General features: G+C 31.1%; 22 protein-coding genes and 1 tRNA gene. 10 read left to right on the top strand and 13 right to left on the bottom strand.

The features are described from left to right. Nucleotides 1-22: 22 nt before the first annotated feature. The 8 genes from C8N26_RS11795 to C8N26_RS11760 form a co-directional block, all read right to left on the bottom strand. Complete coding sequence (locus C8N26_RS11795) at nucleotides 23-1165, bottom strand: geranylgeranyl reductase family protein (protein ID WP_120187455.1); 1143 nt, start codon at nucleotides 1163-1165, stop codon at nucleotides 23-25. A gap of 55 nt (nucleotides 1166-1220) precedes the next feature. Next, complete coding sequence (locus C8N26_RS11790) at nucleotides 1221-2234, bottom strand: endonuclease/exonuclease/phosphatase family protein (RefSeq protein ID WP_120187454.1); 1014 nt, start codon at nucleotides 2232-2234, stop codon at nucleotides 1221-1223. Then, nucleotides 2235-3095 (bottom strand): rhomboid family intramembrane serine protease, encoded by an 861-nt coding sequence (locus C8N26_RS11785; protein WP_120187453.1) that lies wholly within the window; start codon nucleotides 3093-3095, stop codon nucleotides 2235-2237. Between the two features lie 31 nt (nucleotides 3096-3126). Next, nucleotides 3127-3852: a rhomboid family intramembrane serine protease gene (locus tag C8N26_RS11780; RefSeq protein WP_120187452.1), complete on the bottom strand. Its 726-nt coding sequence runs from the start codon at nucleotides 3850-3852 to the stop codon at nucleotides 3127-3129. 8 nt (nucleotides 3853-3860) lie between these two features. Next, the gene (mutL, locus tag C8N26_RS11775; protein WP_120187451.1) at nucleotides 3861-5714 is read right to left on the bottom strand and encodes a DNA mismatch repair endonuclease MutL; all 1854 of its coding nucleotides are present in this window, start codon (nucleotides 5712-5714) and stop codon (nucleotides 3861-3863) included. A gap of 4 nt (nucleotides 5715-5718) precedes the next feature. After that, the gene (locus C8N26_RS11770; protein WP_120187450.1) at nucleotides 5719-5997 is read right to left on the bottom strand and encodes a riboflavin synthase subunit beta; all 279 of its coding nucleotides are present in this window, start codon (nucleotides 5995-5997) and stop codon (nucleotides 5719-5721) included. A 174-nt stretch (nucleotides 5998-6171) separates the two neighbouring features. Further along, nucleotides 6172-6678 carry a 6,7-dimethyl-8-ribityllumazine synthase gene (gene ribH, locus C8N26_RS11765; RefSeq protein ID WP_028892982.1) on the bottom strand — a complete coding sequence of 169 codons (507 nt, stop codon included), beginning with the start codon at nucleotides 6676-6678 and terminating at the stop codon, nucleotides 6172-6174. After that, nucleotides 6678-7463, bottom strand: a complete 786-nt coding sequence (locus C8N26_RS11760) for a tetratricopeptide repeat protein (protein ID WP_120187449.1) — start codon at nucleotides 7461-7463, stop codon at nucleotides 6678-6680. The genes ribH and C8N26_RS11760 overlap by 1 nt, the downstream gene beginning before the upstream one ends. 114 nt (nucleotides 7464-7577) lie before the next feature. On the opposite strand from C8N26_RS11760, the gene recF reads away from it, so the two are divergent. Continuing rightward, complete coding sequence (gene recF / locus C8N26_RS11755; protein ID WP_120187448.1) at nucleotides 7578-8657, top strand: DNA replication/repair protein RecF; 1080 nt, start codon at nucleotides 7578-7580, stop codon at nucleotides 8655-8657. A gap of 35 nt (nucleotides 8658-8692) precedes the next feature. Continuing rightward, the gene (locus C8N26_RS11750) at nucleotides 8693-8989 is read left to right on the top strand and encodes a DUF721 domain-containing protein (RefSeq protein ID WP_028892985.1); all 297 of its coding nucleotides are present in this window, start codon (nucleotides 8693-8695) and stop codon (nucleotides 8987-8989) included. 51 nt (nucleotides 8990-9040) lie between these two features. On the opposite strand, the gene C8N26_RS11745 is transcribed toward C8N26_RS11750, so the two are convergent. Next, nucleotides 9041-9460, bottom strand: coding sequence for a hypothetical protein (locus C8N26_RS11745; protein ID WP_028892986.1), 420 nt, complete (start codon nucleotides 9458-9460; stop codon nucleotides 9041-9043). A 199-nt stretch (nucleotides 9461-9659) separates the two neighbouring features. Between C8N26_RS11745 and C8N26_RS11740 the strand changes: the two genes are divergently transcribed. Beyond that, nucleotides 9660-10067, top strand: a complete 408-nt coding sequence (locus tag C8N26_RS11740) for a hypothetical protein (RefSeq protein ID WP_028892987.1) — start codon at nucleotides 9660-9662, stop codon at nucleotides 10065-10067. A gap of 316 nt (nucleotides 10068-10383) precedes the next feature. Here C8N26_RS11740 and C8N26_RS11735 read toward each other — a convergent pair whose 3' ends face one another. Both C8N26_RS11735 and C8N26_RS11730 read right to left on the bottom strand, forming a co-directional pair. Then, a complete protein-coding gene (locus C8N26_RS11735; RefSeq protein ID WP_120187447.1) occupies nucleotides 10384-10803 on the bottom strand; it encodes a nucleoside-diphosphate kinase in 420 nt (139 codons plus the stop codon). A gap of 109 nt (nucleotides 10804-10912) precedes the next feature. Continuing rightward, a complete protein-coding gene (locus C8N26_RS11730) occupies nucleotides 10913-11920 on the bottom strand; it encodes an alkaline phosphatase D family protein (protein ID WP_245962568.1) in 1008 nt (335 codons plus the stop codon). Nucleotides 11921-12001: 81 nt separating this feature from the next. Here C8N26_RS11730 and C8N26_RS11725 point away from each other — a divergent pair, with 81 nt between their 5' ends. From C8N26_RS11725 to C8N26_RS11705, 5 genes are all read left to right on the top strand, one after another. Continuing rightward, complete coding sequence (locus tag C8N26_RS11725; protein ID WP_120187446.1) at nucleotides 12002-13030, top strand: DHH family phosphoesterase; 1029 nt, start codon at nucleotides 12002-12004, stop codon at nucleotides 13028-13030. Continuing rightward, entirely contained in the window at nucleotides 13020-13574 is a 555-nt protein-coding gene (gldI, locus tag C8N26_RS11720; protein WP_120187445.1) for a gliding motility-associated peptidyl-prolyl isomerase GldI, read from the top strand. Before C8N26_RS11725 ends, gldI begins: the two co-directional genes overlap by 11 nt. Continuing rightward, nucleotides 13561-14289, top strand: coding sequence for an FKBP-type peptidyl-prolyl cis-trans isomerase (locus C8N26_RS11715; protein WP_028892992.1), 729 nt, complete (start codon nucleotides 13561-13563; stop codon nucleotides 14287-14289). Before gldI ends, C8N26_RS11715 begins: the two co-directional genes overlap by 14 nt. 92 nt (nucleotides 14290-14381) lie before the next feature. Further along, nucleotides 14382-15431: a peptidylprolyl isomerase gene (locus C8N26_RS11710; RefSeq protein WP_120187444.1), complete on the top strand. Its 1050-nt coding sequence runs from the start codon at nucleotides 14382-14384 to the stop codon at nucleotides 15429-15431. 2 nt (nucleotides 15432-15433) lie between these two features. After that, a complete protein-coding gene (locus C8N26_RS11705; RefSeq protein WP_245962567.1) occupies nucleotides 15434-15994 on the top strand; it encodes a phosphatase PAP2 family protein in 561 nt (186 codons plus the stop codon). On the opposite strand, the gene C8N26_RS11700 is transcribed toward C8N26_RS11705, so the two are convergent. Continuing rightward, complete coding sequence (locus C8N26_RS11700) at nucleotides 15995-17986, bottom strand: LTA synthase family protein (protein ID WP_120187443.1); 1992 nt, start codon at nucleotides 17984-17986, stop codon at nucleotides 15995-15997. Between the two features lie 146 nt (nucleotides 17987-18132). Then, a tRNA-Ser gene (locus tag C8N26_RS11695) sits at nucleotides 18133-18217 on the bottom strand. A gap of 292 nt (nucleotides 18218-18509) precedes the next feature. Here C8N26_RS11695 and aroC point away from each other — a divergent pair. Both aroC and C8N26_RS11685 read left to right on the top strand, forming a co-directional pair. Further along, nucleotides 18510-19574 (top strand): chorismate synthase, encoded by a 1065-nt coding sequence (gene aroC, locus C8N26_RS11690; protein ID WP_120187442.1) that lies wholly within the window; start codon nucleotides 18510-18512, stop codon nucleotides 19572-19574. Between the two features lie 123 nt (nucleotides 19575-19697). Beyond that, the gene (locus C8N26_RS11685) at nucleotides 19698-20762 is read left to right on the top strand and encodes a PA0069 family radical SAM protein (RefSeq protein ID WP_245962566.1); all 1065 of its coding nucleotides are present in this window, start codon (nucleotides 19698-19700) and stop codon (nucleotides 20760-20762) included. Nucleotides 20763-20778: the final 16 nt, after the last annotated feature.

Raw genomic sequence — 20778 nt, 5'->3', positions numbered from 1 at the left:
TTTTTGGGGCTGCTCTTTATTTTTAAGAAACTAAATCTTTAATTCGTTTCGTAATTGTTTTTTTAATGTCTTTAGGATAACTTCTATCCCCGTGAAAAACATCAGCCATAGCTTCGCTAAACTGTTGACCGTATTTTTTTAACACAATATTTCGAATACTTTTTTGTTCGTAAAACCACTTAGAAAGCCATAAACCAGTTTTTATTTCAGGAAGTAAGCTTTCCGATATTTTTTCTAGGTATAATTTAGCAGCTAATTCAGGCTCTTTTTTACTCTCAATTATAGCTTCAGCAGCTAATTTACCACTGTAAATAGCATTAGAAATTCCTTCTGCAGTAATAGGATCAGCAAAACCAGCAGCATCACCAATTAAAAATACATTGTTTTTAACAAATCCGTCTGTACGAGGAGAAACAGGAATTTGAAATCCATGCTGAGATTCGCTAACAATATTTGTAATATTTAAAGTTTTTAAATATTGTTGATAGTGTTCTTTTAAGTTAATTTTAGTTCTTCTAGCGGAAGCAACTCCGATAGATAAATGCTTCTTCTTTGGAAAATTCCATGCATAACCATAAGGAATAGCATCAATATCAAAACGAACTTCTTTAGATAAACGTTCAAAGTCTTCATCAGAAACCTCTACTTCATATTCTAAAGCAGGAATTAATTTACGAGTATCTTCTTTCCATCCAGCCATTTTTGCGGTTGGACTTAAAGCTCCGTCTGCAGCAATTACAAAATTAGCAGTAAAATTCCCCTGAGAAGTTTCTAGAGTAATAATATCATCAGAAAAAGATAATCCTTTTAATTTATGATTTTCTAATAACGTAGCTCCAAATTCTTTTGCTTTTTGAGTAATTAGATTGTCAAAAGAATCACGCATAATCATAGAAATAGTTGGTTTTTCTCTATGCGTTTTAAAATGAAGTTTTTCTCCAAGATAAATATCAACAGTATGGAACTCTTTTTCAACTACCTCCTTAATATCAAAAGGTAGATTTTTACGTCCTCTAAAAACAAAACCACCTCCGCATGTTTTATAGCGAGGTAAAGTTTCTTTTTCAATAATAACAGTTGAAATACCTTTTTGGGCTAAATAAAAAGCTGTTGAAGCTCCTGATGGTCCGCTGCCAATAACAGCAACATCGTAGTGTTGTTTCATAGATTTGTTTTTAAATCGGTTAAAAATACACTTTTATACCGAATTAAAAATAAAATTACCAGTGTAAGCGAGTCATAACTGGGTAGTGGTCAGATAATTCTATATCGCTATAGGTTTTAAAGTGATTAATAGTCGTATTTTTATCTACCAAAATAAAGTCGATTCGCATAGGGTAGATGTAGCGAAAAGATTTACCAATACCCATACCAGCTTCAATAAAAGCATCTTTCTTATCTGTAGCTAGCTGCTTGTAAGCCCATGAATAAGCAGTGTTGTTAAAATCACCACATATTATTTTTTTTCCTTTCCAGGTGGCTTCGTGTTGAGTTATCAAATCAACTTGATCAACTTGTTTAACAAACCCATTCTCCAAGCGTTTGAACAAACGTTCAGAACTTTTTTCACCAAAATTCTCTTTTTTCGGATTAAGTTTTAACGATTCTAAATGTACATTGTATACCCGAATAGTATCTTTTTCAACAAGAATATCAGCAAAAATAGTATTGTTGGCACTACTTTTAAAATTAAGAGAACCAGAATTGATAATAGGATGTTTGGAGTAAATAGCTAATCCAAACTTATTTGTTTTCGTTTTTGTTTTTATGTACTTATAAGGAAGTTTAATGCCTAGAAGCTTAGAGTTATAAAATTCTTGAATAGCAATAACATCAGGATTTTCATTGTTAATGAGTTTATATATTTTTTGTTCGGTTGTTGTGTCATCTTCATGTTTATAGTGATTAAACAAACGAACATTATAACTCATGATTTTTAAATCATTATTAAGTATAACTTCTTTGTTAGTAAATTTAATTAAAGGAGTAGAAACAAACCATCCTATAATTAGTACTAGGAGTGATAACAAAGCATTTTTATGAATTTTAATAAGCCAGTAAATAAAAAAACAAATGTTAGTAACAACTAATAGAGGAACAGATAAACTGAATACTGAAAGAAAAGGAATTGTTTTTGGAGAAATATACGGAAGCGCATATGAAAGCAACAAAACAGTTGCAAAAACTGAATTAATGAAAAATAAAAATTTATGAGTTACCGAATACTTTCTCATTTAGTTTTTTCCTTGTTTGAATAAAAATTCTTTTTCACTTTTACTAAGTGTATCGTAACCAGACTTACTAATTTTATCTAAAATTGCATCAATATCTTGTTGATTTTGCGTTTTGTTAGTCTTGTTTGTGTGTGTTTTGTTCCCTGACTTATATACTGTTTTAAGTTTAGGTTCTTTTTTAGTAAAGAGTTTTTTTATATATGTAAAAATATCTAACTCTTTATTACTGGCACTACGCACATAGAAAAAACCAAATAAAGCACCACCAATATGTGCTAGGTGACCACCCGCATTACCAGCAGGAATTTGAATCACATCAATGGCAACCCAAATGCAGGCTAAAACCCATAATTTCACAAAACCAATTAAAGGAAATTTTAATTCGTAATTAGGCATGTAAGTAGCAATACCAATAAAAATTGCTGAAATTCCTGCAGATGCTCCTAGTAAAACACTATTGTGAGCAACGTTTTGTAAAGCAGGAAAAAAATTATAGCTAGCTATAAAAATAATACCTCCAAATACGGTTCCTAACAAATAAAAACTAAGTAGTTGTTTAGGGGTAAAGTATTGCTTAAATAAATACCCTACATAAAACAAAGCGATTAAGTTTAATAAAATATGTAAGAAACTTGTGTGTAAAAAACCGTAGGTAATAAGAGTCCATGGTCTAGTAATAAAATCGTTAAAATTGGCAGGCAGAGCAAACCATTCAACAATAAAATTAGTTTTTGATTGGAATAAAAAACCAAAAGTGTTGGTAATAAAAACCAATAAAAATACAGCAAGGTTTACATAAATAAGTTTTTCAACTACACCTGCGTGTTTAAATCTATATTTTAAATTATCTAGCACGTTCATAACACATAGCTTCTTTTATAAATATACTAAATTACTGAAATCTGAACTGATTTTTTTTCCAATACCAAGCTATAATAAAACCAATAATAGCACCTCCCACATGGGCAAAATGAGCAATGTTACCGATAGAATAATTGGTCATTCCGAAGAATAAATCACTTAAAATAATCAACGGAATAAAATATTTTGCGGCAATAGGAACAGGGAAGAAGATTAAAGCTAGTTTAGCATTAGGGTAGGTTAGTCCGAAAGCAACTAAAACCCCATAAATTGCACCTGAAGCACCCACTGCAGGAGTGTTATATAAGCTGTAAAACTCGCTCATTTCTTTGTTAGAAAGTGTAATTAAACTATCATTATACCTTCCCATATCTAAAATGCTTTGTATTTCAGCAGGAGAAACTCCCATACCAATTAATTGTTCGTAAATTCCATTAAATTGATAATAATTGGTAAGTGTATAAATTAATCCAGCTCCAATTCCTGCAGAAAAATAGAAGAATAAAAACTTATTTCGTCCCCACATTTGTTCTAACGGAGTACCAAAAGCCCACAAACCATACATGTTAAAAAGTAAATGAGCAGGACCACCATGCATGAACATATGTGTAACATACTGCCAAATACCAAAATGTTCATTTTTAGGATAATGTAAAGCAAACAAATTGGTTAAATCCATATTTAATAACTGAGGAGCAAAAAATAGAATCACGTTAATGATTATTAAATGCTTTATGGCTTGTGTTAATCTAGGCATACAATTTTTTATTTATTGAAAATGGCATCAATTTCATTTAAAGTTAATGTTTTAAATGTTGGTTTGCCAAATGGTGAAATATTAGGTTCCTTACAAGAAAATAGATTGTTAACTAAATTTTCTTGTTCTTTCATATTTAATGAAGTACCAGTTTTTATTGCTAAAGATTTCGCAAAAGATTTCGCCATAATATCAAAATGGCTAAAACTTGTATCGGGAACTTCTAGTTTTATATCATCTAATAACTGCTCTAAAATTAGCGTTATTTGGCTTTCTGTTATTGAAGTTGGAATTCCAGCAATAACCACACTTTCTTTCGTGAACTCATCAAACATAAATCCAGCACTTTCTAAATCAGTTTTAATACTGTAAATCATTTCAATATCAGACGAAGAAAATGAAATGTTCACAGGAAATAATAATTGCTGACTACTGGCTTCTTTTACGGTAATGTTTTCTAAAAATTCTTCATACAAAACACGTTGATGTGCTAAGGATTGATGAATTAATACCACTCCTGACTTTATAGAACTCAACAGGTATTTTTTTTGAATTTGGAAGGTTTTTCCTGTTTCGGTTTCTTGTTGTGATTCAAATAATTGTTCTTGTTGAATAGGCTCAAAAGTATCAACATTTGTGTACAAAGCTTCCCAGTTACCCGTGTCTTTTTTGAAGCTCGATTGGTAGCTGTGTGTGCTAGCATTTTTAGAAGCTCCATTAGTGTTAGAAGGTTCTTTGTAGCTAGTTTCCGTTTTAAACGGATTAAAAGTAGGGTCTACTGTTATCGGTGGAATAGAAGAATTACCTTTTTTGCTGTAATCATACGGAGTATCTAAAGTGGCATCTCTATCAAAATCCAACACAGGAGCAACATTGTATTGTCCTAAGCTATGTTTTACGGTCGCACGTAAAATAGCGTATAATGCCTTTTCATTATCAAACTTTATTTCTGTTTTTGTCGGATGAATATTGATATCAATCGTATTTGGTGGTACTTCTAAATATAAGAAATATGAAGGATGCGATCCGCCTTCCAACAAACCTTCAAAAGCATTCATAACAGCGTGGTTTAAATAAGAACTTTTGATAAAACGATTATTAACAAAAAAGAATTGTTCACCACGTTTTTTCTTAGCAAATTCTGGTTTTGCTACAAATCCGTTTACAGTAATAATATCGGTTTGCTCATTAATAGGAACTAACTTTTCATTCATTTTAGCACCAAAAATTGCTACGATACGTTTACGAAGATTACTCTTTTTTAAATGATAAACTTCATTATTATTATGATGTAGTAAAAAGGAAATGCTTGGATGAGCTAAAGCAACACGCTGAAATTCATCAATAATGTGACGTGTTTCAATAGTGTCAGATTTTAAAAAGTTACGACGAGCAGGAATGTTAAAAAATAAGTTTTTAACTGCAATACTTGTTCCTTTTGCTGCTGAAACTACTTCTTGAGAAACAATTTCACTTCCTTCAATTTTTATTTGTGTACCTAATTCATCTTCTTCCTGCTTGGTTTTTAGCTCAACATGAGCAATTGCTGCGATTGAAGCTAAAGCTTCACCACGAAAACCTTTAGTATTTAAGTTAAATAAATCTTGTGCTTCTTTAATTTTAGAAGTAGCATGACGTTCAAAACTTAGGCGAGCATCAGTTGGGCTCATTCCTTTCCCATCATCAATTACCTGAATTAAAGTTTTTCCAGCATCCTTTAAAAGCAAGGTAATTGAAGTAGCTCCTGCATCAATAGCATTTTCAATCAATTCTTTTACAACAGAAGCGGGACGTTGTACCACTTCACCAGCAGCAATTTGATTAGCAACATGATCAGGAAGTAACTGTATGATATCTGACATTTAGTTATTTTTTAGGGAAAAAGATTGAAAGATCAAAATCAATAATGAATAAGAAAACAAGTGTTAAAATCAATGCGATAATTACGATTGTTTTGTTAAATCGGTATCCTGACTCTTTAAGATCGTCTAAAGCAGCATTGAATTTTCCTTTTAAATTCTTCTTTTTTCCAATAGTAGTTCTATATTGATCAAACTTTTGTTTTATCTCATAAGGATTCCCTTCTCCTTGATAATAACGAGGTTTGTAATCGAACTTTTTATTTTCTCTTTTGATAAATCCCATAAAAATGTTGCTTTATTAATAGCTTATGTGGAACAAAAATCACACCAAATAAGTCGAAATTCAAAGTTACTGAATTATAGAGAGGTGGTCAAAAATTGTGGATAAATTAAAGTTAAAAAAGAAGCGAGAAACCTTTATAAGATTTCTCGCTTTTTTATTCTGTTTTAAAAGAAATTAAAATCCTAATGAGTTAGATGTACGTTCTTGGTTTTTAATAGCAGCCATTTTAATAGCAGCTACGGCGCATTCAATTCCTTTGTTTCCTAATTTTCCGCCAGAGCGATCTAATGATTGTTGTTTGGTGTTGTCAGTCAGTACACAGAAAATTACAGGAACATCGTATTTGATGTTTAAATCTACAATTCCTTGTGTTACTCCTTCACATACAAAATCGAAATGCTTAGTTTCACCTTGGATAACGTTTCCAATTGCGATGATAGCATCCAATTTTTGAGTTTCAATCATTTTTTTACATCCATACACTAATTCAAAACTACCAGGAACGTCCCAAGAAATAATATTTTCTTGTTCAGTACCACAGTCTAATAAAGTTTCAATTGCTCCTTTATGAAGGTTTTGAGTGATTTCAGGATTCCATTCTGAAACAACAATCCCAAATCGAAAAGGTTTCGCATTTGGGATTGAAGCTTTATCGTAATAAGATAAATTTGTTGTTGCCATTACTGAGCGTATTTTGCGCTGTTGATATATTTTTCAATATCTCTTCCTTGATCAGAATCAGCGTATTTTTCTTTAATGGTTGTGTATAATTTTTCAGCTTTACTGTACTCTTTTAAATCCATAGCAATTTGAGCTGCTTTGAATAAGAATAAAGGAGTTGTAAATTGATTGTCTTTTTTGTTGGCTGCCTGTTGGTAGTAGTCTAAAGCTTCCTTTGGTTGGTTAATGTCTGCAAAAGCATCACCAATAGCTCCTAAAGCAGTAGGTCCTAATAATTCATCATCAGACTTAAAACTACTTAAATACTCAATAGCTTCTTCATATTTTTTCATTTTTAAGTAAGAAATACCAGCATAGTAGTTTGCTAAGTTTCCTGCTTTAGTGCCACCAAATTGATCAGCAATATCAATAAAACCATATTTTCCATTAACTCCTCCTGCTAAAGCTAAGTTGTAGATAGAATCTGCTTTGGCACCAGCAAAAGTAGCAGCTTCATCAAATAAAGCTCTAGGGTATGCTAATTCATTTGAAGCTTCTTGTTGTTTAGGTTCAGCAATAAACTTGCTATAAGCTAAGTACACTAAAATTAAAGATGCAATAGCTACCAATCCGTAAAATAATGGCTTGCTGTTTTTTTCAATCCATTCCTCTGATTTGTTTGCAGTTTCGTCTAAAGTATTAAATACTTCAGCGGTAGTACTTTGCGTTTCATCAAATGTTTCTTCTACTTCTTGTGTAACCTTTTCTTTCTTAGGTTTGTAACCTCTTTTCTTGTATGTAGCCATAGTTGCTTAAAAAATTAGTGGCGACAAAAATAGTTTTTTTAATTGGATTTTAAAAGTCGTTTTTTGGTAAATTTTCGATAATTTGCGCATTCTTTTTTGAAACAACACTTATTCATGTATTTGCAAAAAATATCATTGGTTAATTTTAAAAATATTGAGTCGCAAACTTTTGATTTTCAAAAGAAAATAAATTGTTTTGTGGGGAATAACGGTATTGGTAAAACCAATATATTAGATGCAATTTATTACTTGTCTTTTGCTAAAAGTTATTTCAATTCGATAGCAGGACAGAATATTCGTCATGGTCAAGAATTTTTTATGATTGAGGGTGATTATTTGTTACATGATAGACAAGAAAAGATTATTTGTTCTTTAAAAAGAGGGCAAAAAAAGGTGTTAAAGCGTAATGGTAAAGTCTATGAAAAGTTTTCAGAACATATAGGGCAGTTACCGTTGGTGATCATTTCTCCTGCGGATAGAGATTTAATTGTTGAAGGAAGTGAAACACGTCGTAAGTTTATTGATGGTGTAATTTCACAACAAGATAAGCAATATTTACAAGCTTTAATATCATATACAAAGATTGTAAGTCAACGAAATGCTTTGTTAAAATATTTTGCAGCAAACAGAACGTTTGATGCATTGAACCTTAAGGTGTACGATGAACAGTTGATTGAATATGGGTCGATTATTTATAATAAACGAAAAGTGTTTTTAGAAGCATTTGTTCCTATTTTTAATGCAAAGCATCAAATTATCTCAGGAGCAAAAGAAGAGGTGAATTTACGTTATAAAAGTCAGTTGCATGATACGTCTTTAGAGTTGTTGTTACAGCAAAATTTAGAGAAAGATAAAATTTTGCAATACACATCGGCAGGAATTCATAAAGATGATTTAAGTTTTGAAATAGGGGAGCATCCGATTAAGAAATTTGGTTCGCAAGGACAGCAAAAATCGTATTTAATTGCGTTAAAACTGGCGCAGTTTGAGTTTATTAAGCAACAATCTAACGTAACGCCAATTTTGTTGTTAGATGATATTTTTGATAAGTTAGATGAAAACAGGGTAGCTCAGATTGTAGATTTGGTAAATAGTGATGAGTTTGGTCAGATTTTTATTACTGATACCCATGCAGAACGAACAGAGGATGTGATTAAACAGAGTAACCAAGAATATCAGATTTTTAAATTATAATAGCGTTGTTAAGAACAGAGCATAAAGTAGAGTAAATGGCTAAAAGAGAAAATGATAGTTTTTCGTTAAAAGACTTAATGGGAAGTTTTATTGAGGAAAATAATTTAAAAAAAGGGTTTCAAAAAATTCAAATAGATGAAGCTTGGGCAAAATTAATGGGTGCAGGAGTTGCTTCTTATACTAGTGAGGTGAAGCTTCAAAACGGAACATTAATAGTCCGTTTATCCTCTTCTGTATTACGAGAAGAATTAAGTTACGGAAAAGATAAGATTGTTCGTATGATTAACGAAGAAATGGGTGAGGAGTTAGTGAAAAAATTGATGTTGGTATAGACTTATTTACCTTTTTTTTAAATATAAATTTTGTTTCTTTGATATTTGGGTTCATTTAACTTTTTTGAAGATGACTCCATCTTTATCATTGAATTCAGTAGGTCGTTTACCGTTAAAACCAAATTGTAGTTTAATAGTGTTTTTCTCAATTTTTTCGGCAATACACAATAATCTGCTCATCTCACCGCTTGCTTTTGTTTTAACGATAAAATCAATTTCTATTGGTTTTTTAGAGTAATCTACTTCATATGTCATAGTTGCTTTCTCCTCATTAATAAGAAATTTCTTTCCCCCTAAAGTTTGCCCTTGATATTTAAAGTAGGCATATCCATTCTTTTTAAAAATTAAGTAAGCAGCTTCTTTTTTGTCTTCCCCTTTCCATTTCCCTATAATACTGAAGTCACTTTCGGAATATTTAGTAAACGATGTTAATGATAATGTGATAATTAATAAGATTATTATTTTTTTCATAGGTTTAATTTTTAAAGGTTAAATACAACAAGGTTTACTTGTTAATTATATTCGTTTTTTATAATTTAAAAATTCAGCGTAGTTTATGTTCTATAAAGATATGAGATTAAATTTATTCAGTGTGTTTGTTGTTGTGTCTTTTTAAAGATTATTAAAATTATGTACTTTTAGTTTGTAGAATAGATTTATAAAAAAAAATATGCAAACACGTTCATACGATTGTTATATAGAGGTTACAGATATTAAAGGATATAGGCAGGTGAATGAAGATTTTACAGCTGTTATACTAGATCAAGAGACTAATTGTTACACTAATATGTATGTTGATAATATAGCTGTTAGCTTTTTACATTCGATGGAAGAAGAACAGCTAAATGCTATTCATTTTTTTGAAGATAATCAAGATGTTATCATCAGCGTTATCACAGATTATCTTGCAAAAACCTTCAAGAATCCTAAACAAGAATTGGGATTAGACTGTATAAATATTTTAAATGAACATGAGGATGCAATTTGTTATGTGACGTATCGATTTATAGATGCTTCAGGAAACAAGTATTTAATTAAGCTTCATAGAGAAAAGGTAGTAGGATTTGAAATTTTATAATTTTAGAGAAATTAAGTTAAGAGGATAGTAAAGAAATGCTTTTTAATTATTGTTACGATACAATCGCATTAAGTAAAATGAAGAGAAGAAGCATAAACACAATCATTTTCATTTTAGATGTGTTTCCTGCGGGAAGGTTGAGTGTTTAGAAGGAGAAATAAAAGTAATGCTGCCTGAAAAGTATATGTTAGAAAACTTTAATGGGGTGATTTTAGGAACTTGTTCTAATTGCAATCAGTAAATAAAAAGCAATAAAAAAACTCGCTACATAACTATAGCGAGTTTTATTTATTTGTTAGTTTTTCTAGAATAGAAATTAAAACATTTCTCTTCCTGAAAAATGGAAAGCGCCTTCGATAGCTGCGTTTTCATCAGAGTCAGAACCGTGTACAGCATTTTCTCCAATTGAAGTAGCGTATAATTGACGGATAGTTCCTTCAGCAGCCTCAGCTGGGTTAGTAGCACCGATTAAAGTTCTAAAATCTTCAACAGCGTTATCTTTTTCTAAAATAGCAGCGATGATTGGTCCACGAGTCATAAACTCAACTAATTCACCAAAGAAAGGACGCTCGCTGTGTACTCCGTAAAAAGTTTCAGCATCACGCTTAGTCATTTGAGTTTTTTTCATAGCCACGATTCTAAATCCTGCAGCATTAATTTTTTCTAAAATTGCACCAGTGTGTCTGTTTTCAACAGCATCTGGTTTAATCATTGTAAAAGTTCTATTTGTTGCCATTATTAAATGTAATAATTATCAATAAAATGATAAATTCCTTAATTGTTGTTGTTTACACAAACTTTGTATAAATCGGCGCAAAAATACACTTTTTAATGTTATTCACAAGTTAAGGGTATATTTCGTTGATTTCTTGTAGGATAGCTCCGTTTTTACCTCGCATTTGTAGGGTAGCTTTTTTAGTTTTTAAATCTAAAAGTAACGTACCGTAGCTTAAAGAGTTTACAACATTTCCAATTCGGAAGCTATTTTTTTCAGAAGTAAAAGAAGAATAAGCATGAGTTAATCCACTTGAAGTAAAATCAATAATAGGGTATTTTAATCCTTCAACAGTTGTTTTTGAGAATTCAGAAATATGTCTATCTCCTGAAAGAAGAATTACATTCGTGTTTTTAGCCTCTTTAATTAAGTTGAATAGTTTATCTACTTCATGAGGAAAGTTGCCCCATTTTTCAAAACCATGTTCTTTTGATAAGATTTGAATACTACTAACAATTACAGTAAATGTAGCGGTAGAACTTGTAAGTTCGTTTGTAAGCCATTTCCATTGAGTGTCGCCCAAAACAGTACCTTCGTTATAATTGTTTGGTTGAAAACGTTGTCCGTTAGTTCCTTTGGTAAGTGAAGTTCTAAAGTAGCGGGTGTCAAGTACTATAACTTTAACATCACCGTCTTTTGTTTTGAATATTTTTGAGTGATAAACACCTTGTTGCTTTCTTCTAGGAGAATCTTTAGGAATATCTAAAAAATCTAAAAACAACTGCTGACTTTTGTCTTTCATTTCAAATTCTACTCCTGCATCGTTTTTACCATAATCATGATCATCCCAAGTAGCAAGAATAGGAGTTGTTGAGCTTAACTCTTTGTATCCTCTTATGTTTTTTTGAGTTTTATACATGCGTTTCATTTTACGCATATTGTTTGTATCGGCATAAATATTGTCGCCTCCCCAAATCCATACATCTGGTTGCAGTGAAACAATATCTTGCCAAAAAAGATTGTCAAGTTTTTGGTTGTTGCATGAACCAAAAGCAATGGTAAAATTTTCTTGACCAAATGAGATAATAGAAAAAGTAACTAAAAGTATAAATGAAATTAGAGATTTCATAAATGTCATAATGATTTAATTTTTATGCGAAGAAACGAAAAGAAAAGCTTAAAAAGGTTAATAAAGCATTAATTTGTATATTCGCCACTTATGATTTTAAAGCACTTTACAGAACTAAAGCAATTTTTGTCACAACCTAGAAATATTGTGATTATAGGACATAGAAATCCTGATGGAGATGCAATTGGTTCAACCTTAGGGTTGAAACATTATTTAGATAAAAAAGGGCATACAACACAAGTGTTGATGCCAAATGAATATCCTGAGTTTTTACATTGGGTTCCAGGTTCAGAAACTGTAAAGCGTTTTGATAGGCAAAATAAACAATCGGTTAAAGCTTTAACAAAATCTGATATCGTTTTTTTATTAGATTTTAATGCTTTGCATAGGGTTGGAGATGATATGCAAAATACCTTAGAGCAATATGAAAATGACTTTGCCTTGATAGATCATCATCAACAACCAGATGAATTCAAGTATATGTATTCAGACACTTCAATGTCTTCAACATGCCAAATGGTATACAATTTTATTGAAATGATGGGAGATGTTGATTTGATAGATAAGAATATAGCTACTTGTTTGTATACAGGTATTATGACTGATACGGGTTCTTTCCGTTTTCGTTCTACAACGAGCACAACTCATAGAATTATAGCTGATTTAATAGATAAAGGAGCTGAAAATGATAGAATTCACAGTAATGTGCATGATTCGAACTCATACAGTAGGTTGTTGTTGTTAGGACAAGCTTTGAGTAATATGAAGGTATTACCAGAGTATAAAACTGCATTTATAACACTTACGGAGGAAGAAAAGAGAAGGTTTAATTACGAAAAAGGAGATACTGAAGGAGTTGTTAATTATGCACTATCTTTGAAAGGAATTGTATTCGCAGCTATTTTTATAGAAGATGAAGAGCAAGGAATTATAAAAATATCTTTCAGGTCTAAAGGAGATTTCTCAGTTAATAAGTTTGCTCGTAACTATTTTAATGGAGGGGGGCATGATAATGCTGCAGGTGGAAGAAGTGATGAAAGTATGGAAGATACGATAGCAAGATTTAAAACGTTATTAACTTCGTATCAACAAGAATTACAAAATTCGTATGAAGCATAAAACAATACTTTTTATTCTTATAACTTTATTGATAACAGTTGCTTGTGAAAAACCTGAGGCAAGAAGGCCTAAGCAACACGGTACAACAAACTTTTATAAAGAAGTTCTTAAAGAGAATAAAAAATTAAACGCTTTAGAAAAAGAGCGTTTAGAAAAATGGATTTCTCAAGATACAATTACAGAATATAAAACTTCACCTCATGGTTTTTGGTATACTTACGTTACAAAAGACACCTTAGGATTAAGTAATAGTCCTAAAACAGAAGATGTGGTTTTGTTATCGTATAGTATTTCAGATATTAACAACAGACTTATTTATGAAAGAAGAGAGATAAGTTATAAAGTAGACAAAGAAGATTTTATTCCTGCATTACAGGATGGAATAAAGTTGATGAAAAAAGGAGAAACCATTACATTTGTCATTCCATCGTATAGAGCTTTTGGAGTTATAGGAGATGGAAATAAAATAGCTGTAAATCAGCCAATACAAAGTACAGTAACACTAATCGATATAAAATCAAAAAAAGACAATGAAATTAACTAATATTTTAGCAGCTACGGTAGTAGGTTTATCTGTAGTATCATGTAGCAATGGTCAATTCCAACAAAAAAGTTCATTAGCAACAGAAGTAGATTCTGTAAGTTATGCTTTAGGGCTAGATATGGCGAACAAAATCAAACAAAATTTTGATGATATGGATCAAGGTTTATTTGTTCAAGGTTTCAAAAATGGTATGGATTCTACTAATTTATTGATAGAATCAAAAGACATCAATAATATTTTAAGAGCATTCTTTCAAAAGAAGCAACAAGAAAGAATGAAGCAAATGGAAGAAGAGCAGGCTAAAAAAGCGGAAGCAGAGTTTGGAGATAACAAAAAAGCAGGAGAAGAGTTTTTAGCGGAAAATAAAAACAAAGATGGAGTAAAAACGACTGAAAGTGGATTACAGTATATCGTTTTAAAAGAAGGTGAAGGAGAAGCTCCTAAAACAAATTCTAGAGTTAAGGTTCATTATCATGGTACTTTAATAGACGGAACAGTGTTTGATAGTTCGGTAGAAAGAGGTGAGCCAACCGAGTTTGGAGTAGGTCAGGTAATTAAAGGATGGACTGAAGGTTTACAGTTAATGAAGCCAGGAGCAAAATACAAGTTCTTTATTCCTCAAGAATTAGCTTACGGATTTAATCCTAGACCAGGAGGTCCAATAAAGCCTTTTTCAGCTTTAGTTTTTGAAGTTGAGTTATTAGAGGTAAAATAAATTTTAACCCAAAGAGTTGATAATTAATTAGGTTAGCACTAGCTGTTAACCTAATTAATTGTTTATAAAAGTAATTTTTTAAAAATAAATTAATGAAACTATTTAAAGTTCTACTATTCTTATTAGTGGTTTTTGCTTCATGTAAGACAGCGAAGTATTCTAATTTAGAAAATGGTTTGTATGCAGATATTCAAACCAATAAAGGTGATATTTTGGTGAAATTTTTTGATAAAGATGTGCCTATGACGGTGGCTAATTTTGTAGCTTTAAGTGAAGGGACACATCCTAAAATGACTGATTCTTTAAAAGGAATTCCTTTTTATGATGGAGTAAAATTTCATAGGGTAATTAAAGACTTTATGATACAAGGAGGTGATAGAACAGGTAAAGGAAGTGGAGATGCAGGTTATACTTTTCCTGACGAATTTACTACAGATGAAGAAGGTGAATTATTGCATAAGCATGATGGGCCAGGTGTTTTATCTATGGCTAACTACTCAAGACCGGTAACAAACTCTAGTCAGTTTTTTATAACTCATAAGGCTACTCCTTGGTTAGATGGAGGACATTCTGTTTTCGGACGTGTTTTAAAAGGTCAAATGGTGGTAGATACGATCCAAAAGGGAGACGTTATTAATAAAGTAGAGATTTTAAGGATAGGAGAAAAAGCTAAACAATTCAATGCATCATTAGTATTTGAACAAGAATTAACAAATGCAGAAAAGAAGGAGGTAGAGCGTAAACAAAAATTAGAAGAACTAAAAAAGAAATACCAAGAAGAACAAGGAATTAATGATGCAATTACAACCAATTCAGGTTTGAAAATTTTATCATTACAAAAAGGAAATGGAAAAAAAGTTAATCCAGCTTTACCTACCACAGCACATTATACATTATATTTAACAGACGGAAAAAAAATAGATTCAAGCCTAGATAAAGGAGAAGCTTTTGTTTTTACGGTTAATGATGAGAACTTTCCTTTAATAGCTGGTTGGAAAGAAGGAGTAAAAACAATGAGAGAAGGAGATAAGGTACGTTTATTTATTCCTTATTATTTAGGATACGGAGATCAAAGAATGGGGCCAATTCCTCCTAAATCAAATTTAATTTTTGAAATAGAAGTTTTAAAAGTAGGAAAGTAGTTTTGATAGAAAATATTATACAAAAAGATAAAGAGTTTTTAATTTATCTTAATAATTTAGGGAGTGAGCAATGGGATGGGTTTTGGTTAACAATAACCAACCAGTTTTCATGGACACCATTGTTTGCTTTAATTCTATATTTAGTATTTAAATACTATGGATGGAAGAAAGGATTGTTTACAATTATTTTTTTAACTCTATTGGTTACTTTTTCTGATCAATTCACAAATTTTATAAGAGGAGTTTTTGAGAGGTTGCGTCCTAATAATGATCCTGAAATAAAAGATGTATTGAGAACTCTAATTAGACCTCAAAGTTATAGTTTTGTTTCTGGACATGCTACTACTTCAACTGTTGTAACTGTATTTATGATTTTATTACTTAAAAAGCATGTTGAATATATAAAATTTTTAGTACTGTTTCCTTTAATTTTTGCTTACAGTAGATTGTATCTAGGAGTACACTTTCCTATAGATATATTGGCTGGTTTTATTAACGGAACTATTATCGGGCTTTTAGCTTATAAATTATATGATCTTTTAGATAGGAGAATGAATTTATAATTACTTTTTATTATTATAGTATAAGTACTTTGTACTATGATATACGGCATTTAATAAACTATCTAATTTTTGATGTAAAGTTGGATAGTTTTTTTTAATGTCAGTTGTATATTCTTTAGCGTTCATGTTGTATAAGTGACTATAGTTATTACTAACAGTCTTGGTAAATAATAAAGAATCCTTTAAAATAGTTAAAGCAGGTTCTCCTTTTATTTTAGAATATAAAAAGGCATAGTCTGAAGTATTTTTAGCTAAAGCGTCTGTACCTAGAGTATAATTAGTGTAATTAATATTTGCTAAACCCGCTGCAGTAGGTATTACATCAATTAAGTTACTGAATTTTTTAATTTCTTTAGGTTGTGCTAGTTTAGGAGCGTGAATAAAAAAAGGAACGTTATGAACGTTTAAATTTAAATTAAATAGCTTGCTATACTGGTCTACATAACTCATAGAGGTATTGTGATCTCCGAAGAATAGGAATATAGTATTATCATAGTACCCAGATTCTTGAGCTCTTTTCAAGAATCTAGCTACATTGAAATCTAGGTAACGCAAGGCATTTAACCTATCAATCCCATCAAAACCAGCTTTTTTTAAATACTCTTTACTAAAGGTGTCTTTAGTTAAAGGCTGGTAACTTTCTTTATTTTCAGGAACCGTAAAAGGCATATGATTTGTAGCTGTTTGAATATAAGCTATAAAAGGTTTTTTATTAATATGTAATTTTTCAAGTTCAGTATTAGCCTCCTTAAATAAATCATAATCATCAATTCCCCAAACATCAGCTCTGTTTTCTTCTTCAAAACTACCTTCTTCAAATATTTTTAGGTTTTGAATATTTGATTGAAAAATACCTCTAATATTAGCCCAGTTAGCACTTCCTCCTAAAAAATAAAGTTTCTCATAACCACTAAATTGATCAAAAATAATTCGTTGGTCAATAACTCTAGGGTTCCTAGAGGCTGTTCTAATTCCATCAACATCGGGTAAACCGGTTATGCTGGCAAAGACACTTGCAGCAGTACCTGCTTTATGTACATAAAAATTAGAGAAATTAATGCTTTTTTTAATAATGCTATCCATTTTAGGAGTAGAGTTTAAAGGGTTTCCATAATAACTCATAGGCACCGTTCCTAAAGACTCTAGCATTACAATTACAATATTTGGAGAGTATTTTAATGAATCGTTTTTATGATAAATCCTTTTAAAAGAAATAGAGTCTTTAGGTAATTGTAACTCTTTGGCGATGGCAGGATAGTATTTTTTTGTTTTTTCAAGGTCAAAACCTTCATTTCTGAATTTAAAACTATCGAAAAAATATAGAACAGGGTTTAAGGCAAATTGATTTACAGCATTGTTTTTTGAAAAGAAAGCTTCACTCCAACGTAAAGGGTAGTGTGTAAAGCTATTGTAAATGCCTAAAGCGAATAATAAAAAAGGTACCACAATAAAAAATGCCTTTTTCTTTTTTGAAACATGCTCCTCAGAAGTATTAAAAATATTGTAAATCCAACTTGAAAATTTGTACAGGAAGAATATTAAAATGATAAAAGCGAAAATACCTTTATATACAGGGTAGCTTTCAAAAAGAACCTGTGTTGAGATACCAATATTACTTAAGAATCGTAAGGAAGAAGAGTCTAAACGAATATTTAAGTAGTCATAATAACCAAAATCAAAAATATGGAATAAGGTAATTGTTATATATGTAAGAATGATGTAAAATACACTAAGTTTCTTGAAAAAAGGTTTAGAAAAAAATCGATAATTAACAATGAAAATTAAAATAGCAAGAGGTAAAAAACTAATAACAGCTAGCTTAATGTCAAAACGAATACCTAAAGAGAAAGCTTTTGATACTTCATGAGTAGGTTGATTTTCTATTCCAGAAAAAAAGTAATAAAAAATAATTCTGAAAATAGAGATATATAAGAATAGGAATAAAGTATTACTAAAGAGATACTTAATATAGTTAGGGATTCTCTTAAACATTCTGTTTTATTTAAAGCTGCAAATATATTTATTTTAAAAAGGTGTTGTATTAATATTAACATAAAATCAAAAAAAGCTTACAATTATGTAAGCTTTTTTTTCTTTAATCCCCTAAAAAAAAATCCGAAGCTTTCGCTTCGGACTTGCGGAGAAAGAGGGATTCGAACCCCCGGACCTGTTACAGTCAACGGTTTTCAAGACCGCCGCATTCGACCACTCTGCCATTTCTCCTGAGCGCCTCATCAAGTATTCCCTGATTGCGGATGCAAATATATGACCTTTTTTCAATTCTAAAAAAGTTTTTGCCTACTTTTTTTATGTTTTTTTTCAGTCAAAAAGCAATGGTAATTATAACACTTTTGCAATCAGTATGTTTGCTTTAATTCGGATAAGAAAAAAATATTATTTTTCTTATTGAAGCTCATAATAGACTAGGTAAAACAGGAAGTTTATTGAGAAATAATAGACTTTTAAATGTAGTTTTTCTTGTAAAATAACTCTACCTTCGTTCTTAAATTTATTAATTATGTTTAATTCGTTTGGAAATATTTTAAAAGTAACTACATACGGAGAATCTCACGGAGTAGCAATAGGAGGTGTTATTGATGGATTCCCAGCAGGAATGAAAGTAGATTTTGAGGCAATTCAATATGAATTAGATCGTCGTAAACCAGGTCAGTCAAAAATTGTAACACAACGTAAAGAACCAGATACTGTAGAATTTTTATCAGGAATTTTTGAAGGTGTTACTACAGGTGCTTCTATTGGTTTTATAATTAAGAATACAAACCAGAAGAGTAAAGATTATAATCATAACACAGATGTGTATCGCCCTTCTCATGCTGATTATACTTACGACAAAAAATACGGAATTAGAGATCATAGAGGAGGAGGAAGAACTTCTGCGCGTGAAACTGCTAATTGGGTAGTAGCAGGAGCTTTGGCAAAGCAGTTAATCAATCATATAAACATAAATGCATTTACTTCTTCAGTAGGTGATGTATTTATGATGAAACCTTATCAAGAATTAGATTTTTCAAAAACAGAAAGTAATATAGTACGTTGTCCTGATGAAAAGTCTGCTGAAATTATGATTGATAAAATAAATGAAATACGTAAAGCAGGTGATACTATTGGAGGTACTATTACTTGTGTGGTTCAAAATGTACCTGTTGGTTTAGGAGAGCCAATATTTCATAAATTACATGCCGAATTAGGTAAAGCTATGTTATCAATCAATGCTGTAAAAGGCTTTGAATTTGGTAGTGGTTTTTGTGGAGCAAAAATGCAAGGGTCTGAACACAATGATATTTTTAATCCAGATGGTACTACACAATCTAATTTATCAGGAGGAATTCAAGGAGGAATTTCTAATGGAATGGATATTTATTTTCGTGTAGCGTTTAAACCAGTAGCTACGATTATGCAAAATCAAGCAACAATTAATTCAAAAGGTGAAGCTACCGATATTCATGGTAAAGGACGTCATGATCCATGTGTGGTTCCAAGAGCAATACCAATTGTAGAAGCGTTGACCACATTGGTACTGGCCGATTTTTGGTTAATGAACAAAACAAGAAAAGTTTAAAATATGAAAAGCCATTCTTTACTAGAATGGTTTTTTTGTTTATAAAATCTTTTTTCTTTAACAGTTGTGTCGTGTTTTATAGTGTAATTTTAAGGTGATTTCTAATCTATTCATCTTTTTACTGTGGACATCATTAAAGGACGTGGCGCACAACACAATACCCAAAATAAGTTTTTACAGCATCGGCATACAGTGTTGGATGACTTTCTAAATTATTGCGAGGCTGAAAGTGAATCAGCTGATAATAACAAAACGTCTTATTTGGAAATTTATCCTAAAACAATTTTGAATAAAGTAACGAGTCCAGATATAGGTTTTTCATATTCTATGAATCCTTATCAGGGGTGTGAGCATGGTTGTATTTACTGTTATGCGCGCAATACACATGAATATTGGGGGTATTCAGCAGGGTTAGATTTTGAGCGTAAAATTTTATATAAAGCCAATGCACCAGAATTACTCGAAAAAAAACTGAGAAGTAAGAATTGGCAACCTCAAGATATAATGTTTTCGGGGAACACAGATTGTTATCAACCTATAGAAAAGAAGTTAGAGATTACCCGAAAAATGTTGCAGGTACTACTCAAGTTGAAACATCCAGCAAGTATGATAACCAAAAACTCATTAATTCTTCGCGATTTAGATGTATTGAAAGAAATGGCTGCATTGAATTTGGTAAGGGTAAGCATATCCATTACCTCGCTATCGGAAGAGGTTAGAAAAGTGGTAGAACCCAGAACAGCATCGATAAGAAAAAGGTTAGAAACAGTGCAAATTCTTTCAGAAAACGGAATTCCAGTTAATGTAATGATGGCGCCAATAATACCGTCTATAAACAGTCATGAAATATTACCATTAGTAAAAAAAGTAAGTGAGTTAGGAGCTGCATCAATAGGATATACAATAGTGCGTCTCAATGGAGCTATAGGAGAAATATTTACCAATTGGCTACGTAAAACTTATCCTGATAGAGCTGATAAAATTTTACATCAAATAGAAGATTGTCATGGAGGGGCTTTAAATGATTCTCGTTATGGGAATAGAATGCGAGGAGAAGGTAAAATAGCCGAACAAATTAACCTGCAGTTTAAGTTAGCAAGAAAACTATATTTAAAAGATCAACATTTACCTCCGCTAGATCTTTCTAAATTTGATAAACATCAAACCAATCAAATAAGTTTATTTTAATAAAAAAGCTCACCAT

This window comes from Tenacibaculum lutimaris, assembly GCF_003610735.1.
GTDB lineage: Bacteria > Bacteroidota > Bacteroidia > Flavobacteriales > Flavobacteriaceae > Polaribacter > Polaribacter lutimaris.
Note: the sequence above shows the minus strand (reverse complement) of the source record. Positions and strands in the feature narration are given on the sequence as shown.